Origin of the sequence: Pantoea sp. B_9, assembly GCF_008632015.1 — a bacterium.
GTDB lineage: Bacteria > Pseudomonadota > Gammaproteobacteria > Enterobacterales > Enterobacteriaceae > Pantoea > Pantoea dispersa.
Genome location: NZ_VWVL01000002.1, coordinates 561,453 through 577,506, shown reverse-complemented (window position 1 = coordinate 577,506; position 16,054 = coordinate 561,453). Strand labels below are relative to the sequence as shown.

Annotated in this window: 14 protein-coding genes; 7 read left to right on the top strand and 7 right to left on the bottom strand. The window is 60.4% G+C overall.

What is annotated here, in order from left to right; all coding sequences use genetic code 11:
* Nucleotides 1-18 precede the first annotated feature (18 nt).
* On the top strand, nt 19-387 hold the full coding sequence (locus F3I21_RS09550; protein WP_150058756.1) for a hypothetical protein: 369 nt from the start codon (nt 19-21) through the stop codon (nt 385-387).
* A gap of 6 nt (nt 388-393) precedes the next feature.
* Here F3I21_RS09550 and F3I21_RS09545 read toward each other — a convergent pair whose 3' ends face one another.
* Nucleotides 394-1,302 carry a LysR family transcriptional regulator gene (locus F3I21_RS09545; protein WP_150058755.1) on the bottom strand — a complete coding sequence of 303 codons (909 nt, stop codon included), beginning with the start codon at nt 1,300-1,302 and terminating at the stop codon, nt 394-396.
* Nucleotides 1,303-1,442: 140 nt separating this feature from the next.
* Here F3I21_RS09545 and F3I21_RS09540 point away from each other — a divergent pair, with 140 nt between their 5' ends.
* From F3I21_RS09540 to F3I21_RS09525, 4 genes are all read left to right on the top strand, one after another.
* Entirely contained in the window at nt 1,443-2,759 is a 1,317-nt protein-coding gene (locus tag F3I21_RS09540; protein ID WP_150058754.1) for an amidohydrolase family protein, read from the top strand.
* A gap of 53 nt (nt 2,760-2,812) precedes the next feature.
* Entirely contained in the window at nt 2,813-4,000 is a 1,188-nt protein-coding gene (locus tag F3I21_RS23340) for an arabinose transporter (protein WP_072208956.1), read from the top strand.
* Between the two features lie 10 nt (nt 4,001-4,010).
* A complete protein-coding gene (locus tag F3I21_RS09530) occupies nt 4,011-4,790 on the top strand; it encodes an SDR family NAD(P)-dependent oxidoreductase (RefSeq protein WP_150058753.1) in 780 nt (259 codons plus the stop codon).
* A 108-nt stretch (nt 4,791-4,898) separates the two neighbouring features.
* The gene (locus F3I21_RS09525) at nt 4,899-5,675 is read left to right on the top strand and encodes a DUF3750 domain-containing protein (RefSeq protein ID WP_021506578.1); all 777 of its coding nucleotides are present in this window, start codon (nt 4,899-4,901) and stop codon (nt 5,673-5,675) included.
* A 54-nt stretch (nt 5,676-5,729) separates the two neighbouring features.
* Here the strand turns inward: F3I21_RS09525 and F3I21_RS09520 are convergent, their stop codons facing one another.
* From F3I21_RS09520 to ppk1, 6 genes are all read right to left on the bottom strand, one after another.
* On the bottom strand, nt 5,730-5,909 hold the full coding sequence (locus F3I21_RS09520) for a hypothetical protein (protein WP_010617609.1): 180 nt from the start codon (nt 5,907-5,909) through the stop codon (nt 5,730-5,732).
* 47 nt (nt 5,910-5,956) lie between these two features.
* Nucleotides 5,957-7,393, bottom strand: coding sequence for a magnesium transporter (gene mgtE, locus F3I21_RS09515; protein ID WP_021506579.1), 1,437 nt, complete (start codon nt 7,391-7,393; stop codon nt 5,957-5,959).
* Nucleotides 7,394-7,517: 124 nt separating this feature from the next.
* Nucleotides 7,518-7,703 (bottom strand): YfgG family protein, encoded by a 186-nt coding sequence (locus F3I21_RS09510; protein ID WP_021506580.1) that lies wholly within the window; start codon nt 7,701-7,703, stop codon nt 7,518-7,520.
* A gap of 259 nt (nt 7,704-7,962) precedes the next feature.
* Entirely contained in the window at nt 7,963-8,562 is a 600-nt protein-coding gene (tehB, locus tag F3I21_RS09505; RefSeq protein WP_132464747.1) for a tellurite resistance methyltransferase TehB, read from the bottom strand.
* A gap of 27 nt (nt 8,563-8,589) precedes the next feature.
* Complete coding sequence (ppx, locus tag F3I21_RS09500; RefSeq protein WP_150058752.1) at nt 8,590-10,113, bottom strand: exopolyphosphatase; 1,524 nt, start codon at nt 10,111-10,113, stop codon at nt 8,590-8,592.
* 5 nt (nt 10,114-10,118) lie between these two features.
* Nucleotides 10,119-12,179: a polyphosphate kinase 1 gene (ppk1, locus tag F3I21_RS09495; RefSeq protein ID WP_021506583.1), complete on the bottom strand. Its 2,061-nt coding sequence runs from the start codon at nt 12,177-12,179 to the stop codon at nt 10,119-10,121.
* 183 nt (nt 12,180-12,362) lie between these two features.
* Between ppk1 and F3I21_RS09490 the strand changes: the two genes are divergently transcribed.
* Both F3I21_RS09490 and pstA read left to right on the top strand, forming a co-directional pair.
* Entirely contained in the window at nt 12,363-14,456 is a 2,094-nt protein-coding gene (locus F3I21_RS09490; RefSeq protein ID WP_150058751.1) for an ABC transporter permease subunit, read from the top strand.
* Entirely contained in the window at nt 14,453-16,051 is a 1,599-nt protein-coding gene (gene pstA / locus F3I21_RS09485) for a phosphate ABC transporter permease PstA (protein ID WP_150058750.1), read from the top strand. The genes F3I21_RS09490 and pstA overlap by 4 nt, the downstream gene beginning before the upstream one ends.
* Nucleotides 16,052-16,054: the final 3 nt, after the last annotated feature.

Genomic DNA, 16,054 nt, shown 5'->3' with positions numbered 1-16,054 from the left:
GAGGCTTCAGGAGGAAACGTGCTGTTTAATTTCAGAGCCGCGGGCAGGCGCGCACCACCTGGCAAACGCTCGCTGACATCCATCATCATTCTTTATCTTGTGATGCTGTGCGGTACGGCTTTTCTCGCGTTTCTGCCGCTGATCTGCGCGATGGGCGCGGGATATGTCGCCAGTCTGGCGGGCTGCCAGCTGGACGAAGGCAACGTGCATCCCTGTTACATCCTGGGAGAAGATCGCGGCCAGTTGCTGTATGAATTAGGCGTCATGGGCTGGTTCCTGCTCGGCACGATTCCCCTGGGTGGGATACTGTTTTTACTCGCAACGCTCACCTTCATCGTTCAGCTGGTGGGCTATTACCGGCAAACACGCGCTGAGGGTAATCGGTAATTTGCGTCAGTTCTGTTCCGCACAAATCTCCAGGCAAAACCCGAGAAATGCCTCCACCGCCGCCGGGGCCAGACGGCGCGAAGGTCGGGTGATAAACAGCGGATAGGTTTCGTCAGGCCAGTCGGGGAAAAGTTCGACCAGTTCACCGCTGGCGATCAGATGTTGCACGCTCAGTGCCAGCACCTGGGCTACGCCGGCACCGCCGACGCACGCCTGTACCATTAAATCCGGATCGGTGGTGGTCAGATGGCCGTGGGTGGCGACCGTCAGCCGCTGCGTGCCACGATGAAACTCCCAGCTAAAGGGCTTATTGCTGCGCGGATCGATGTATTGCAGACAATTGTGCTCAGTCAGCTGCTGCGGCTGCGTCGGGCGACCACAGCGTACCAGATAGTCCGGGGCGGCCACCGTCAGGACGCGCGTTTGTAACAGCAGGCGTGAGGTCATGGTGGACGGCGGCTGTGGCCCGAAACGCACCGCAACATCAATACCTTCTGCTACCAAATCGCCCACATCGGGCTGCTGCAAAATCGTCAGTTCCAGATGCGGATAACGGGCACGCAGCAGCGGCAGCTTTGCCGCCAGCACATAGCGGGAAAACAGCGGATTCAGGCTCACGCGCAGCGTACCGCGCACCGTCACGGCGGCGCCGGAGACGTAGTTTGCTGCTTCTTCAATCCCTTCCAGATGCGGCGCTGCCCGCTCATACAGGCTGGCGCCTTCGCTGGTGAGATGCAGGGTGCGGGTGGTGCGATCCAGCAGACGCACGCCGAGACGCTGTTCCAGTCGTGAAATCGCCCGGCTGACGCCCGAGGCGGACAACCCCAGCACCTCACCGGCGCGGCTGAAGCTGCCGGCTTCAACCACGGCTGCCAGCACGCTCATGCCGGATAATAGTCGGCCATCAAAACTCATCCTGTTCTCCATTTTTGATTTTTAGCAAAGATCATTTGCCTGAGCCTACCTTTATCAAAAATGCGCTGCAACTTATTGTGTGCCCCGAAACGTGACCGGCACTGACCGCCGGATTCCTGATCTCTTTTGAGGAGAATGTTATGACTGTACGGCGCACCCTTTTTAAAGGCGGCACTATCCTGACGCTGGACGCCAGCGTGCCCGACCTCGTCTGTGGCGATGTGCTGATTGAGGACGATCGTATTGCCGCCGTGGGGGAAAACCTTTCCGCCGATGATGCGCAGATGATTGATGCCCGCGGCCATATCGTGATGCCGGGTCTGGTGGATGCGCATCACCATATGTGGCTCGGCGCGATGCGCCGCCTGATGCCCAACGTTGACGACCTGTTTGCCTATATCGATGTGGTGGCAGAAACGCTCGGCGCGCACTACCGTCCGCTGGATATGTACCTCAGCACCCGGCTGACGGCGCTGGCTTGCCTGGATGCCGGCATCACCACGGTGATTGATGCCTGCCACAGTTCACGCAGTCCGGCGCATACCGATGCGGCGCTCGACGCGCTGCAGGAGAGCGGGATTCGTGCGCTGCATATGGTTGGCGCAGCAATGGATAAGCAGGCTTCCAGCGATCATCTGCCGGGCGATCTGGCCCGTCTCGCCAGCCGCTGGAACCACGCCGGCAGCCGTGTGCAGGTTGGCCTGTTTGGTCAGCTCAATCTGGCGTGGTGGCGCGTGGCGCGCGAGCTGGATATGCGCATTCTCACTGAGTTTATTGGTGACCTGGCGCAGCTGCCGGCGGAGTTTGCCGAAGCCGGCTTGCTGGGTCCGCACAACATTTTCAACCACTGTACGCGCGTACCGGCGCACACCTGGCAGCAGCTGGCGGACGCGGGCGTCAACATTACCGTGAATCCGCGTTCGGATGCGCTGTTTGGTTTCGACGACGACAGCTTTGCCTGGCAGCAGGCGGTCGATCGCGGAATGACGCCGGCGCTTGGTATCGATCTCGATACCGCCTTCGGCAGCGATCTGTTCGGTGAAATGCAGGCGCTGTTTAACCAGCAGCGCTCAGCGATGCGCTATCGCCGCTTCCGGGGCGAAAGCGACGCACCGGCACCGATTAGCGTGGAAGCCGTACTGCAGTCGGCAACGATTAACGGCGCGCGTGCGGCCGGGCTGGAGCAGCAAACGGGCACGCTCACGCCAGGTAAACAGGCCGACGTTATTATGCTGCGCACCGATGGTATCGGCGTTTTCCCGCTGACCAGCGTGACGGCAACGGTGGTGCAGGCGGTGCAACGCGCCGATGTTGATACCGTGATGGTGGCGGGTGAACTGCGTAAACGTCATGGTCAGTTGCTCAACGTCGATGTGGCACAGCTGAACGCGGAAATCACCGCTTCGCGCGACTATCTGCTGAATGCCAGCGGCTATCACCATCCTTTGTTTGCCTGATTTTCCGCAGCGCGGCGGCCTGCCGCGCTGTCTGTTCATTTATGGAGGCTGTTATGTCTGCATTAAGCGCGCAGGCTGAAGCTGCGCATTTGTCGCGACCGGCGACCGGCGTGATTGCCGCGCTGTTTTGCGGTTATCTGGCGGTCGGCTTGCCGCTGCCGGTAATCCCGCTGTTTATCCATCAGCATCTCGGTTTCAGCAACCTGTGGGTCGGGCTGGTGATCGGGATACAGTTTGTCGCCACCGTGCTGACGCGCGGTTACGCCGGTCAACTGACCGATCGCGTTGGCGGTAAGCGCTCGGCGCTGCAGGGCGCGGCGGTGTGCGCGCTGGCTGGCGTGCTTTACTGGCTGGCCGCACTGCCGGGCTTTTCACCGGCGGTCAGTCTGGCGCTGGTGATTGCCGGACGGCTGGCGGCGGGTATGGGCGAAAGCCAGTTCGTCACCGGCTGCGTGGCCTGGTCAATCGCCTCTGTCGGGCCACAGCGTGCCGGTCTGTCGATGTCCTGGACCGGTATCGCCATGTTTGCCGCGCTGTCGCTCGGTGCCCCTGCCGGCATGATGCTGTATCAGCATGTCGGCTTAGCGGCGGCGATGCTGGCCTGCATCGCGGCTCCGCTGCTGGCGGCGCTCATCGCCACGGCTGCCAGCGGTTATCGCGTGGTCGGGGGAACACGTTTGCCGTTCTATCGGGTGATTGGCCGCATCTGGCGTGAAGGCTGTGGCCTGATGCTCCAGGGCGTCGGACTGGCCGGCCTGACAGCCTTCGCCTCGCTCTATTTTGCCGCGCGCCACTGGCAACTGGCCGGCTGGGTGATGACCGCGTTTGGCGTTGGTTTTATCGCCGTGCGCCTGGTGCTGGGACATCTGCCGGATCGCATTGGTGGCTACCGCGTGGCGGCTTATTCACTGCTGGTGGAGGCGCTGGGGCAGATGCTGCTGTGGTTTGCGCCTGACGAAACCCTGGCGCTCACCGGCGCGCTGATTACCGGTCTTGGCTGTGCGCTGATCTTTCCCGCCCTCGGCGTGGAAGCGCTGAAGCGCGTGCCGCCGGCCAGTCGCGGCAGCGCCATGGGCGCCTTCGTTGCTTTTCTCGACATCGCTTATGGTATTTCCGGACCGATTGCCGGTGCCATCGCCAGCCACTTCAGCTATGCCGCTGTCTATCTGTTTGGTGCGGCCTGTGCGCTGCTCGGGGCGCTGCTGGCGCTGACATCGCGCGCCGCTTCACTTCACGCTTAAGGAGTTTTCCATGTCACGTATTTTTATTTCCGGTTCATCCACCGGCCTCGGGCTGATGGCGGCTGAACTGCTGGTTGAGCAGGGCCATCAGGTGGTGCTGCACGGACGCAACGCCGCGCGTGCCCGCGCCGCGCAGGAGGCGCTACCGCAGGCTGAAGCCGTGGTCAGCGGCGACGTGATAACCATCGCCGGCGCCCGCAGTGTGGCGCAGCAGGTTAATGCGCTCGGCAGATTTGATGCGGTGATCCACAACGTGGCGGTTGGCTATCGCGAGCCTTATCAGTTAACCGCAGATGGCCTGCCGCATCTGTTCGCCATCAACACGCTGGCACCCTATATTCTTACGGCGCTGATTGAACGGCCGCAGCGGCTGATTTACCTCAGCTCCGGCATGCATCATCATGCCGAAGCTAACCTGGATGATATTTTGTGGCAGCGGCGGCGCTGGCACGCTTCGCAGGCCTATGCTGAGAGTAAACTGCATGATGCCATACTGGCGTTTGCCATCGCCCGGCGCTGGCCGCAGGTATACAGCAACGCGCTGGAGCCAGGCTGGGTGCCGACCAAAATGGGCGGTGCCGGGGCACCCGACGATCTTGATCAGGCGCATCGTACCCAGGTGTGGTTAGCCACCGCCGATGAGGCACGGGTCAGCGGAGAGTACTTTTATCACCGTCAGGCGCTGGCGGCTAATCCGCAGGCGCGCAATCCACGGCTGCAGCAGCAGTTGCTGGCGATATGCGCCGATATCAGCGGTATCGCCCTGCCTGACTTAGGAAAAATCAGCTGACCGGGCACCGCAACGCATTTTTTGTCCACCGCATAGTTGGTGAATACAGACGCTGCCGTTTCGGCGCATCATGGCGGGAGCGTTTTTTCACCACCGGGATGTTCATGCATGTTGCCTGTTAAAGCTGTTTTACTCTCTTTTCTCTGTGTGGTGTTACTGTCGCTGGCGGCCAGCCTGGCGCAGGCGACGCGCAGCGGTGAGTTCACCACCGAACGCGGCGGCTGGGCGACGGCGCGGCGTGATTCGGCCGGGCTGGCACCGGATCCGCAGCGCTTCGCCAGTGAGGCGATTGTGCAGGTGTATGCCGCGCCGACCTACGGCTGGAAAGGCGCGGTGGCGGTGCATCCGTGGATTATCTTTAAGCGCGCCGGAGAAACCCGCTACAATCGTTATGAGGTGATCAGCTGGGGCAGCGGCGATAAAGTGCGGCGCAACAGCAATCTGCCGGACGGCTACTGGTACGGTGCGCGTCCGCGTTTGCTGGTGTCACATCGCGGTGCGGCTGCGCAGGCGATGATCCCGCAGATTGAAGCGGCGATTCAATCCTATCCGTGGCCCAACACCTATCATGCGTGGCCGGGCCCCAACAGCAACACCTTCCTCGCTCACATTGGCCGTGAAGTGCCGGCGCTGAAGCTCGATTTGCCCGCCAATGCTATCGGTAAGGATTTCCGTTCGCTGCTGCATCCGCTTGGCCTGCCGCCATCCGGGCGCGGCGTGCAGCTGTCGCTGCTCGGCGTGCTGGGCGTCACGCTGGGTGCGGAAGAGGGCGTGGAGGTGAATCTGCTGGGACTGAATCTGGGGCTGGATTTCACCCCGCTGCGTCTGCGGCTGCCGTTTATCGGCGGGGTGGGGCAGGATAATTTACAGAAGGATAAGCCCTGAGACAGCGCCGCGCCGCGACAGCATCGGTTCGCGGGCGGCGCGGGCTCGCAGCCGTTAACAGACGCCGAAATCCCCGTCTTCATGATAGAGATTGACGCTGTCGGCCTTCACCTCGATCTCTTTTTTGATCGGATCGTCAACGCGGGCGCACCACAGCGTATCGCCCGCAACGCGCAGCACCTGCATTTTTGGCCCACCGGTTTTCGCCTGCACAAAATCATCCACGTTAAACATCACTGCTCTCCAGCTGATTAGGGATCAACGCTGATTGTAGCTGCGCTTTAGTGGCCGTGCAGCAGAAACAGCGTGGCCAGACCGAGGAAGATAAAGAAGCCGCCGGTATCGGTGATGGCGGTGATCAGCACGCTGGAGCCGACCGCCGGGTCGCGTTTGAGTTTGGTCATAATCAGCGGAATCAGCACGCCCATCAGCGCCGCCAGCAGCAGATTCAGCACCATCGCCAGCATCATCACGCCGCCCAGTTGCAGGTTGTCGTACATCAGCCAGGTCACGCCGCCCATGATGCCGCCCCAGAACAGGCCGTTAAGCAGCGCCACGCCGAGTTCGCGCGCAATCAGAAACGAAAAGTTGCCGGGTTCAACCTGATGCAGCGCCAGCGCGCGCACGATCATGGTGATGGTCTGATTGCCGGTGTTACCGCCAATGCCGGCGACAATCGGCATCAGCGTGGCCAGCGCCACCAGCTGCGAAATGGTGTCCTCAAACAGACCAATGACGCGCGAGGCGATAAACGCCGTACACAGGTTGACGGCCAGCCAGGTCCAGCGCTTTCTTACCGCTTTGCGCACCGGTGCAAACACGTCTTCACCCTGGCTGATGCCGCCCATCTTACGGATGTTGCTTTCGTTCTCTTCGTTCACCAGGTCAATCACATCTTCCACGGTGATACGGCCAATCAGCTTGCCTTTAGCATCGGTTACCGCAGCAGAAATCAGGTTATAGCGTTCGAAGGCGCTGGCGGCCTCTTCCGCTTTGTCATCCAGCTGGAAAGTGGTGGGGCGCGCGTTCATCACCTCAGCCACCAGCGTTTTAGGTTTGTTGAGCAGGATATCGGTCAGCGCCAGTTCACCCAGCAGCTGATTGTGTTCGTCGGTGATGAAGATTTTATCGGTGCCGTCCGGCATGCTTTTGCGCTTGCGCAGAAAGCGTTGCACCGTCGCCAGCGTCACGTCTGAGCGCACGGTGAGGATATTGAAGTCCATCACCTGGCCGACGCGATCGCGATCCAGCTCAATCACATCCAGCAGTCGGGCGCGCAGGCTGGGATCGAGCGTGGTGAGCAGGCGGCCGGTGAGATCGCGCGGCAGATAACGCGCCAGATAGACCTGATCGTCAATATCCAGCGGCTCGATGGCGCGCAGGATTTCGCGGTCGGTCATCTCTTCCGTCAGGCTGGCCCACACGGTTTCGGAGGCCTCCACCAGCACGCGACCGCGCTGCTCGTAGGGCACCAGCCGCCACAGCGCCAGACGCTCCTCTTCCGGCAGCGCTTCGAGAATGTCCGCCAGGTCGGCGGCGTGCAGCTGCGGCAGTTCATGCTCCAGCTGCTGACGCCAGCCGGTGATTTTGCGCAGTTCGGCGGCGTTGAGGTCGACGGATTTATCCAGCAGCACATCGACTAAATCGTGCTCGCTGAGCAGAAGGTGCAGAATTCGCTGGCGGGTTTCTGATAGTTGTTGTGCGTGCGAAGCAGACATAACGCGTCCTTTGTGTCTGTAAAGTCAGGTCAAAGTGTAGCGCGTTGCGGGTAAAGTGGGCGTAACAAGCAGCATTGCCGCGGCGGACAATGTGATGGCAGAGCGACGATGACCCGCAAATTCCTTAGCGCGTCTCGCTGGTGCTCAGTGTGACCGGTTCAGGTGCGGCTTTCTTTTGCTGATGATGCTCGATGGCACCGGGAATAATGAAAATCAGACGGCCAACCAAAATAAAGAAACTGATCAGCAAAACAATGCGGGTCATGGTACCAGTTTTGGGACGTCTTCGTGCAGAGATGGCGTTATTCACGCGGGGTGGTTCCTGTCAAAGCCCGGCTGGGCGGTGGCAACATTTAGTCACAACCCGACCGGGAGGTCAACCGCTGCGTGAAAAATGAGCAGAAAAGGTTAAGATTGCCTTGATCGATATCAGCCGCCGGGCGAAGCGTGCGTCATCGACTCTGCAGGGGCGTCATTGATGACGACCGAAAGCCGCATACTTTCACCAACCGCACTAATCCGTTGTAGGGTCGCCATTGATGGCGACCGGACCATCTTGTTGCCAGACATCAGTAGCTGGCTTTCTGCGCCAGCAGGGTAGCGAAGCGATACTTAATGCGCTGACCGTGTTCATCGCGGCGATGCAGTTCACCGACCTCTTCGTTGTACTTCACGATGTGCCAGTTACGGTAATAATGGCTCAGCTCGCCCGATTTAAAGGTAAACGGGAAGTTTTGCGTGTTGGGATAATCGTCGGTGCTCATCGCCGCCACAATCAGGTTGTAACCGTACTTGCGCGTGCTGGCCTGCATATCGGCGATCAGCTGCGGAATGGTCGCCGGCTGCAGGAACATCATCACCACGGTGGAAAACACAAACTGATAATCACCGTTGAAACGCACCTGATTCAGGTCGCACTGTTCGGTATGTATCTGCTGCAGCTGCTCTTCCGCGATGATGCTGTTAAGGCGTTCCAGGCTCTGCGGATTGTTGTCCCAGGCGGTCACCGTAAAACCGTGCTGATTAAGCAGCAGGCTGTTGCGGCCCTGGCCGCAGCCGAGGTCCAGCGCATTACCCACTTCCAGTTTTGGCAGCGCGGCCAGCACTTCGGAGTGGGGCGGCGTCAGGCCGTATTTCTCCGCAAAATAGTTATCGGGGCGTGTTGTCATAGTGCTATTGCGGGCCTGAAGCCCGCGTTACTCCTCTTCCAGCATCAGTTTCCAGCCGGTGACGTCATTCCAGTAAGCCTGCTCCCGCTCCAGATCCAGCTGAACCAGCGTGTTCTGGCTGAGGAAACCGGCCGGGAAGGTCAGCGTCCAGTGACCATCGTCGGTGCTCAGCTTCAGCGTGTCGGGGCGCGTGGTGGCCTGACGCTGATTGTTCAGCAGGGTGCCGAGCCGCAGCAGGAAGATCATCGGCAGGAACTGTTTCTTTTTAAATAAGGTGAAACGCGGCATCTCATCCTGCTTCACCGCTTTACGGTGGAAGCGTACCAGCGTGGCCAGCAGCATCTGTTGATCCTGATTAAAGCCCGGCATATTGGAGTTTTGCAGGATGTAGGCCGAATGACGCTGCATACCGCTGTGGTTGATGGTCAGCCCGACTTCATGCAGCAGCGCTGCCCACTTCATCAGCGCCGTCAGCTGGGGGGTGGCCAGCTTCGGGTTCTGCTCCAGCCACTGGCTGTACAGTTGTTCGGTGGTTTCCAGCACGCGGCGTGCCTGGTCGCTGTCGATGGCGTAATGATTTGCCAGGCTCTGCGCGGTACGGCTGCGGATATCCTGATGACGGAAGCGGCCCTCCATCTCATACAGCACGCCTTCACGCAGCGCGCCATCCGACAGGCGCAGCTCGCGAATGGCCAGCGCGTCAAACACGCCACACAGAATCGCCAGCCCCGGTACAAACACTGCCTTGCGCTCGTCCGACAGCCCGGGCAGGCTCAGGGCAGCAAAGGATTTGTGCTTCAGCACTTCGCTCACCAGCATGTCGAGGTTTTCCGGCGTCACGCGCTTCTCTTTCTCGCCCATCGCCAGCAGCACTTCACAGGCCGCTTTGATACTGCCGGACGCGCCCAGCGCATATTGCCAGCCCTGCAGACGATACTGCCACGCCAGCGTTTCCAGCTTTTGCGCGGCGGCAAGCCGGGCGCGACGGAAATTCTCCTGGCTAATCTCGCCTTTCGGGAAGTAGAGGTTGGCGAAGCTGACGCAACCCATGCGGCGACTCTCCACCAGTTGCGGCTCAAAATCTTCGCCGATCACCAGCTCGGTTGAACCGCCGCCGATATCAATCACCAGCTTGCGGCCTTTCTCCGGCTGCGTGTGCTCAACGCCCATAAAGATCAGGCGCGCTTCTTCATTGCCGGAAATCACCTCAATCGGATACGGGATGACCTCCGCGGCGCGCTGCAGAAACTCTTCCGCGTTGGATGCGATGCGCAGCGTGTGCGTACCGACGATGGTGACGTTGGCGGCGCTGAACCCCTGCAGGCGCTCGGCAAACAGCGCCAGGCAGCTCAGGCCGCGCTCCATCGCTTCTTCGCTCAGGCGATTTTGCGCATCCAGCCCGTCGGCGAGGTGCACGCGCTGTTTCAGGCGTCCCAGCACCTGCATGGCGCCATCCACCACACGGGCAATCACCATGTGGAAGCTGTTCGAGCCGAGATCGATGGCGGCGAATTCCTGCGGTTTCGGCGTACTTTTATGGGAGATTGGCATAGGCGTTATTCGGGTTGTTCCAGTTTCTTGATGTAATCGTAAATCGCCAGCTGCGAGCGCACCTTCTTGCGATTGCCGCGCGGAACATAACGGTTACTCAATTCTTTGTCTACGATGCGGGCTTTTACCGTATCACTTAACAGAATGGCAATGATATCCAGTATGCGCTGTTTCAGGCGCGGATCGAGCACCGACACCGCCACTTCGATACGATAATCGATGTTGCGCGTCATCCAGTCCGCCGACGACAGGAATACTTTTTTATCGCCGCCGCTTTCAAAAATATAGACGCGGTCGTGCTCAAGGTAGCGGTCAACGATACTGGTGATGCGAATATTTTCACTGATGCCCGGCAAATCGGGGATCAGCGAGCACATGCCGCGCACCAGCAGGTTGATCTTCACGCCAGCCGATGAGGCGGCATACAGCCGATCCACCAGACCATTGTCCACCAGGTTGTTGATTTTCAGCGTAATGCCGGAAGGGTTGCCCTGCTGCGCGTTGGCAATCTCGTTATCAATCAGCTGATACAGCATGGCGCGCGAGTTTTGCGGCGACACCATCAGGTGTTCGAACGTTACCGGGCGATACGGGTTTTCGATAAAGTTAAATACGCGGCGCACTTCATTGGTGATGCGCGCGTCGGCGGTCAGCAGCGAATAGTCAGTGTAAATACGCGCGGTTTTTTCGTTGAAGTTGCCGGTACCGATGTGGGCGTAACGCACCACTTCTTCGCCCTCGCGGCGGGAGATCAGGAACAGCTTGGCGTGAATCTTCAGGCCGGGCGCTGAGAAGATCACGTGCACGCCCGCTTCGGTCAGCCGCTTCGCCCAGCGAATGTTGGCTTCTTCATCAAAGCGCGCCTGTAGCTCGACCACTACCGTGACCTTTTTACCGTTGTAGGCGGCGTGGATCATCGCATCCATAATGCGCGAATTCTTGGCCACGCGGTAAATGTTGATCTTGATGGCCAGCACGTTCGGGTCGAATGACGCCTGACGCAGCAGCTCCAGCACGTGCTCAAAGGTGTGGTACGGATAGTAAAGCAGTACATCGCGGTTGCGGATGGCATCAAAGCCGTTGCGGAAGCCATCAAAACCGATATGACGAATCTGAGGCAGCGGGCGATTTTCCAGGTTGGCTTTGCCCACGTTCGGGAAGCCGATGAAATCTTTGAAGTTATGATAACGGCCGCCCGGCACAATCGAGTCGTAGCTGGAGATCGACAGCTTATGGCGCAGCATTTCCACCATCGCATCGGGCATATCGCGCTGATAGACAAAGCGCACCGGCTCAGCGGTCAGGCGCTGTTTCAGGCTGGAGGACATCAGTTCCAGCAGGCTGGATTCCATCTCCGTGACCAGGTCGTACTCGGCGTCGCGCGTCATTTTCATTGAGTAGGCGTTCAGCGCGTCGTAATCAAAGAAGCCTTTGAAAATCTCATCAAGGCAGTAGCGCAGAATGTTATCCAGCAGAATCATTGGCTTGCGACGGCGCGGCGATTCTGCCGGCAGATTCACAAAGCGCGGCACTTTATCGGACGGGATCTCCAGCAGGGCGTAACGGATTTCTTCGCCGCGGATAATCTCCACCGCCAGATAGGTGTAATCGTCTTTCAGGAACTCAATCAGGTCGGTGTCGTGGTTGATCAGAATGGGCGTGACGTGCTGGCGCAGCTGATGCTTAAAGTAGTAGCGTAGCCACTCCTGCTGATTGGGTGACAGCTGGCGCTCGTTGATCAGGAAAATCTGGTTGCGCGCCATCTCCAGCAGCAGGTCGTTATACAGCGCATCGAACTCCTGATCCGATTTCTGTACCCGCAGCTGAATCTTTTTCAGCAAATGGCGCAGGGTGGTGGGCGTCCCCTGTTCTTCGCCAATCAGAATGCGGCGCTTGAGATCGGCAAAGCGCACTTTATAAAACTCTTCCAGGTTATTGGAATAGATGCCGAGAAAACGCATGCGCTCAATGAGCGGATTGCTTTTATCAGCGGCTTCCTGCAGCACGCGTTCGTTAAAGGTTAACCAGCTTAGTTCTTTTTCTATATACAGCTTTTCCTGACCCATTCTGACTCCGTGATGCTGTTGCTGGACGGAATGTCCGGCGGAATAAACGCAAAATTGCGGTTCCGCTCAGTGTCCTCCACCATTATGGCGAGAGTATGGCAGCCTTGTCCAACCTCAACAGTTGTCTTATCAATCAGCTACGGGCAACATAGCGGCATAACTTCAAGGGTAACTCTGGCCTGCATGAGCATAAATCGTATTCCTGTCCACTTTAGTGACCGTCGTCGACGCGCCATCGATCAGTTCGTGCGCCGCATCGTCACGGCCTGCGGTGTGGGAATTTTACTGCTGATGCTGCTGCTGTTCTTCTGGCTGATCTGGGTGGTGATGCCGCTGTTCAGCGCGCCGGGCATGCAGCCGACGCTCAGTCAGCAGCTGTGGGACAAAGCCCCGGCGCTGGCGCTGGGCAGCGAAGGCCAGCTCGGCTGGCGCATCAGCCGCAACGAAGCGCGCTTTATTCCGCTCGACGGTCAGCCAGCGGGCGACGCGCTGGCGCTGAACGGTCAGCCGCAGGCGGCGGTGACCAGCAGCGACGGCGGCAGCGTATTGCTCAATATGCAGGGCGATCTGTTGCTGATGCAACCGCTCATCCACGGCCAGCACGGTGAATGGTATTTCCCGCTGGGCGATCGGCCGCTGCATCTGCCGCAGGGCGCGGTCAGCCAGATGGCGCTGGCGGTGCCGGGCGATCACCAGTGGCGCATCGCCGCACAAACGCCGGCCGGTATCAGCCTGCTGACCTTTGCCGGCCAGAAACGCGTCGACCAGATTGTATTGCCCGGTGAGCAGGCCGACCTGATGCGGTTGTCGCCGGACGGCACGCTGCTGTACACCAGTACCGGACGGCTGTTGCGGGTGTGGCAGATTACGCCGCAGGGCGCGCAGCTGCGGGAAACCCAGACGCTGACTCAGCAACCGCGCAGCCTGCAACTGCTGGCGGGCGGGCGCAGCTTACTGATTCAGGATGCGCGTGGCATTCAGCAATGGTTTGCCATCACCGGTGACCACGGGCCACGGCTGCAGCAGATTCACACCTTCACGCACAGCGCGGGTGTGCTCGGCATCGTGCCTGAGGCGCAGCGGCGCGTTTTTGCCAGCTTTGACGCGCAGGGCGTGGTGCGCCTGTTCGCCAGCAAGCAGGCGGGCCCGATTGTCACGCGCCAGCTGGCCGCGGGCATCAGCGCGCTGGCGTTGTCTCCGCGCGGCGATAGCCTGATCGTCGAACGTGCCGGACAGTGGCAGCAATTCGCGCTGGATAATCCGTGGCCCGATTTCAGCTGGCGCAATCTGTGGCAGAAAATCTGGTATGAAAACTATCCGCAGCCGGACTGGGTATGGCAGTCCACCGCCGCCGGCGACAGCTATCAGGCCAAATTCAGCCTGATGCCGCTGGTGATCGGCACGCTGAAAGCAGCGTCGCTGGCGCTGCTGTTTGCCACGCCGCTGGCGCTGGCGGCGGCAATGTATACCGCATGGTTTATGTCGCCGGGCCTGCGCCGCTGGGTCAAGCCGGGCATTGAAATGATGGGCGCGCTGCCGAGCGTGGTGATTGGCCTGATCGCTGGCGTGTGGCTGGCGCCGCACATCAGCCGTGCACTGCCTGGCGTGATGCTGCTGCCGCTGGTACTGGCCGCCACGCTGCTGCTGTGCGGCGTGCTCAGTCCGCGTTTGCCGGCGCGCTGGCGGCGGCCCGGTTTTGAAGTGCTGCTGCTGATGCCGCTGCTGTTACTGGTGACGTTACTGACGCTGTGGCTGCCGACACTGTGGTGGCCGCAGATGGGCGAACAGCTGGCGCACTATGAGCAGCGTAACCTGCTGGTGGCGGCGCTGGCGATGGGCTTTGCGCTGGTGCCGCTGATCTTTACCCTGGCGGAAGATGCGCTGTTTAGCGTGCCGGTGGCGCTGGGGCAGGGCTCGCTGGCGCTGGGTGCGACACCGTGGCAAACCCTGACGCGCGTGGTGCTGCCGGGCGCGTCGGCAGGCATTTTTGCTGCGCTGATGATCGGCTTTGGCCGTGCGGTGGGGGAAACCATGATTGTGCTGATGGCCACCGGCAACACCCCGGTGAGCGAAGGCGGACTGTTTGCCGGGCTGCGCGCGCTGTCGGCTAATATCGCCATTGAAATGCCGGAAGCCGCGGCGGGCAGCGCCCATTATCGCATCCTGTTTCTCAGTGCGTTGCTGCTGCTGATATTCACGCTGGCGATCAACACCGTGGCGGAACTGATTCGTCAGCGGCTGCGCCAGCGCTACAGTCAGCATGAGGGGCAGGCATGAGCGCGCTGCGTCAAAACGATCGCTGGCGCTGGCTGACTGCCGGTGCGGTCGCCGTCTGCCTGCTGGCATTTACCTTATTAATCGGCCTGCTGGGCTGGCAGGGCGTCAGGGCGTTCTGGCCGCAGCCGGTCGATCAGTATCAGTTCCAGCCGCCGCAGGGGGCACCGCTGAGGGTGCTGGGTGAAACGCTGGATCGCCAGCAGCAGGGCGATCGCTGGCGCTACGTAGTGAAAACCGGTAACCGCGATTTTGCCGCGCCGGATTTCCGCGTCATCGTCAGTCAGGGCGAAGCGCAAACCCGACGCCCGGCAGAAGTGCTGGTGCTACAGCGACGCAGTGGCGGCAATGCCTACGGCTGGCTGGTGGAGCTGCGTGAAGACAACGAGGTGCTGACCGCGCGCGACCGCGATGCACTGCTGCAGCAGCGGCTGAAGCAGGTGCATGAGCAGCTGCGCCAGGCGAGCAACATCCGGCGTATCGAAATGGCGCGCCTTAACGCCCAGCTGGAGAGTCTGCAACAGCAGGCTGACGAGCAGCGGCGCGGTGGTCACTTCAGCCTGCAGGATCAGTCAGAACTGGATGCCAACAGCGCGGCGCTGCATAAACGCTTCGGCGCGCTGGCGCAGCAGCTGGCGCATCTGCAGCATGAAAGCCAGCGCGATACGCTGGTACTGCGCGACGTGCAGGGCGACGATCATCTGATTCCGCTGGCGCAGGTGGTGGCCGCCTGGTATCCAAACAGCCTGAGCCTCGGGCAGAAAATCGGGCATTTCCTCAGTCAGATCTGGCAGTTTGTCAGTGACTCGCCCACCTCGGGCGGCAGTGAAAATGGCGCGCTGCCGGCGATTTTCGGCACCGTTTTGATGGTGCTGCTGATGTCGGTGATTGTCATGCCGCTGGGCGTGGTGGCCGCCGTCTGGCTGCACGAATACGCCGGGCGCAACGCGCTCACCCGGCTGGTGCGCATTGCGGTGGTGAATCTGGCTGGCGTGCCGTCGATTGTGTATGGCGTGTTTGGCCTCGGCTTTTTTGTCTGGCTGATTGGCGGTACCCTCGATCAGCTGTTCTTCTCCCGCTCGCTGCCCAATCCTACCTTCGGCACGCCTGGCCTGCTGTGGGCGGCGCTGACGCTGGCGCTGCTGACGCTGCCAGTGGTGATCGTCGCCACCGAAGAGGGGCTGTCGCGTATTCCGGACAATCTGCGTCAGGGCTCGCTGGCGCTGGGCGCAACCCAGGCGGAAACGCTGTGGCGCGTGGTGCTGCCGCTGGCGGTACCGGCAATGCTCACCGGCCTGATTCTGGCGGTGGCGCGCGCCGCCGGCGAAACCGCACCGCTGATGCTGGTGGGCGTGGTCAAAATGGTGCCAGAGCTGCCGGTCGATGCGGTGTTTCCTTATCTGCATCTTGACCGTAAATTTATGCATCTCGGTTTTCAGATTTACGATCTGGCCTTCCAGAGCCCGAACATCGACGCCGACCGACCGCTGGTGTATGCCACGGCACTGCTGCTGGTGGCGATCATTCTGTCGCTTAACCTGCTGGCGATGGTGCTGCGCCATCGGCTGCGCGAGCGCTACCGGCTTATGACGCACTAATAA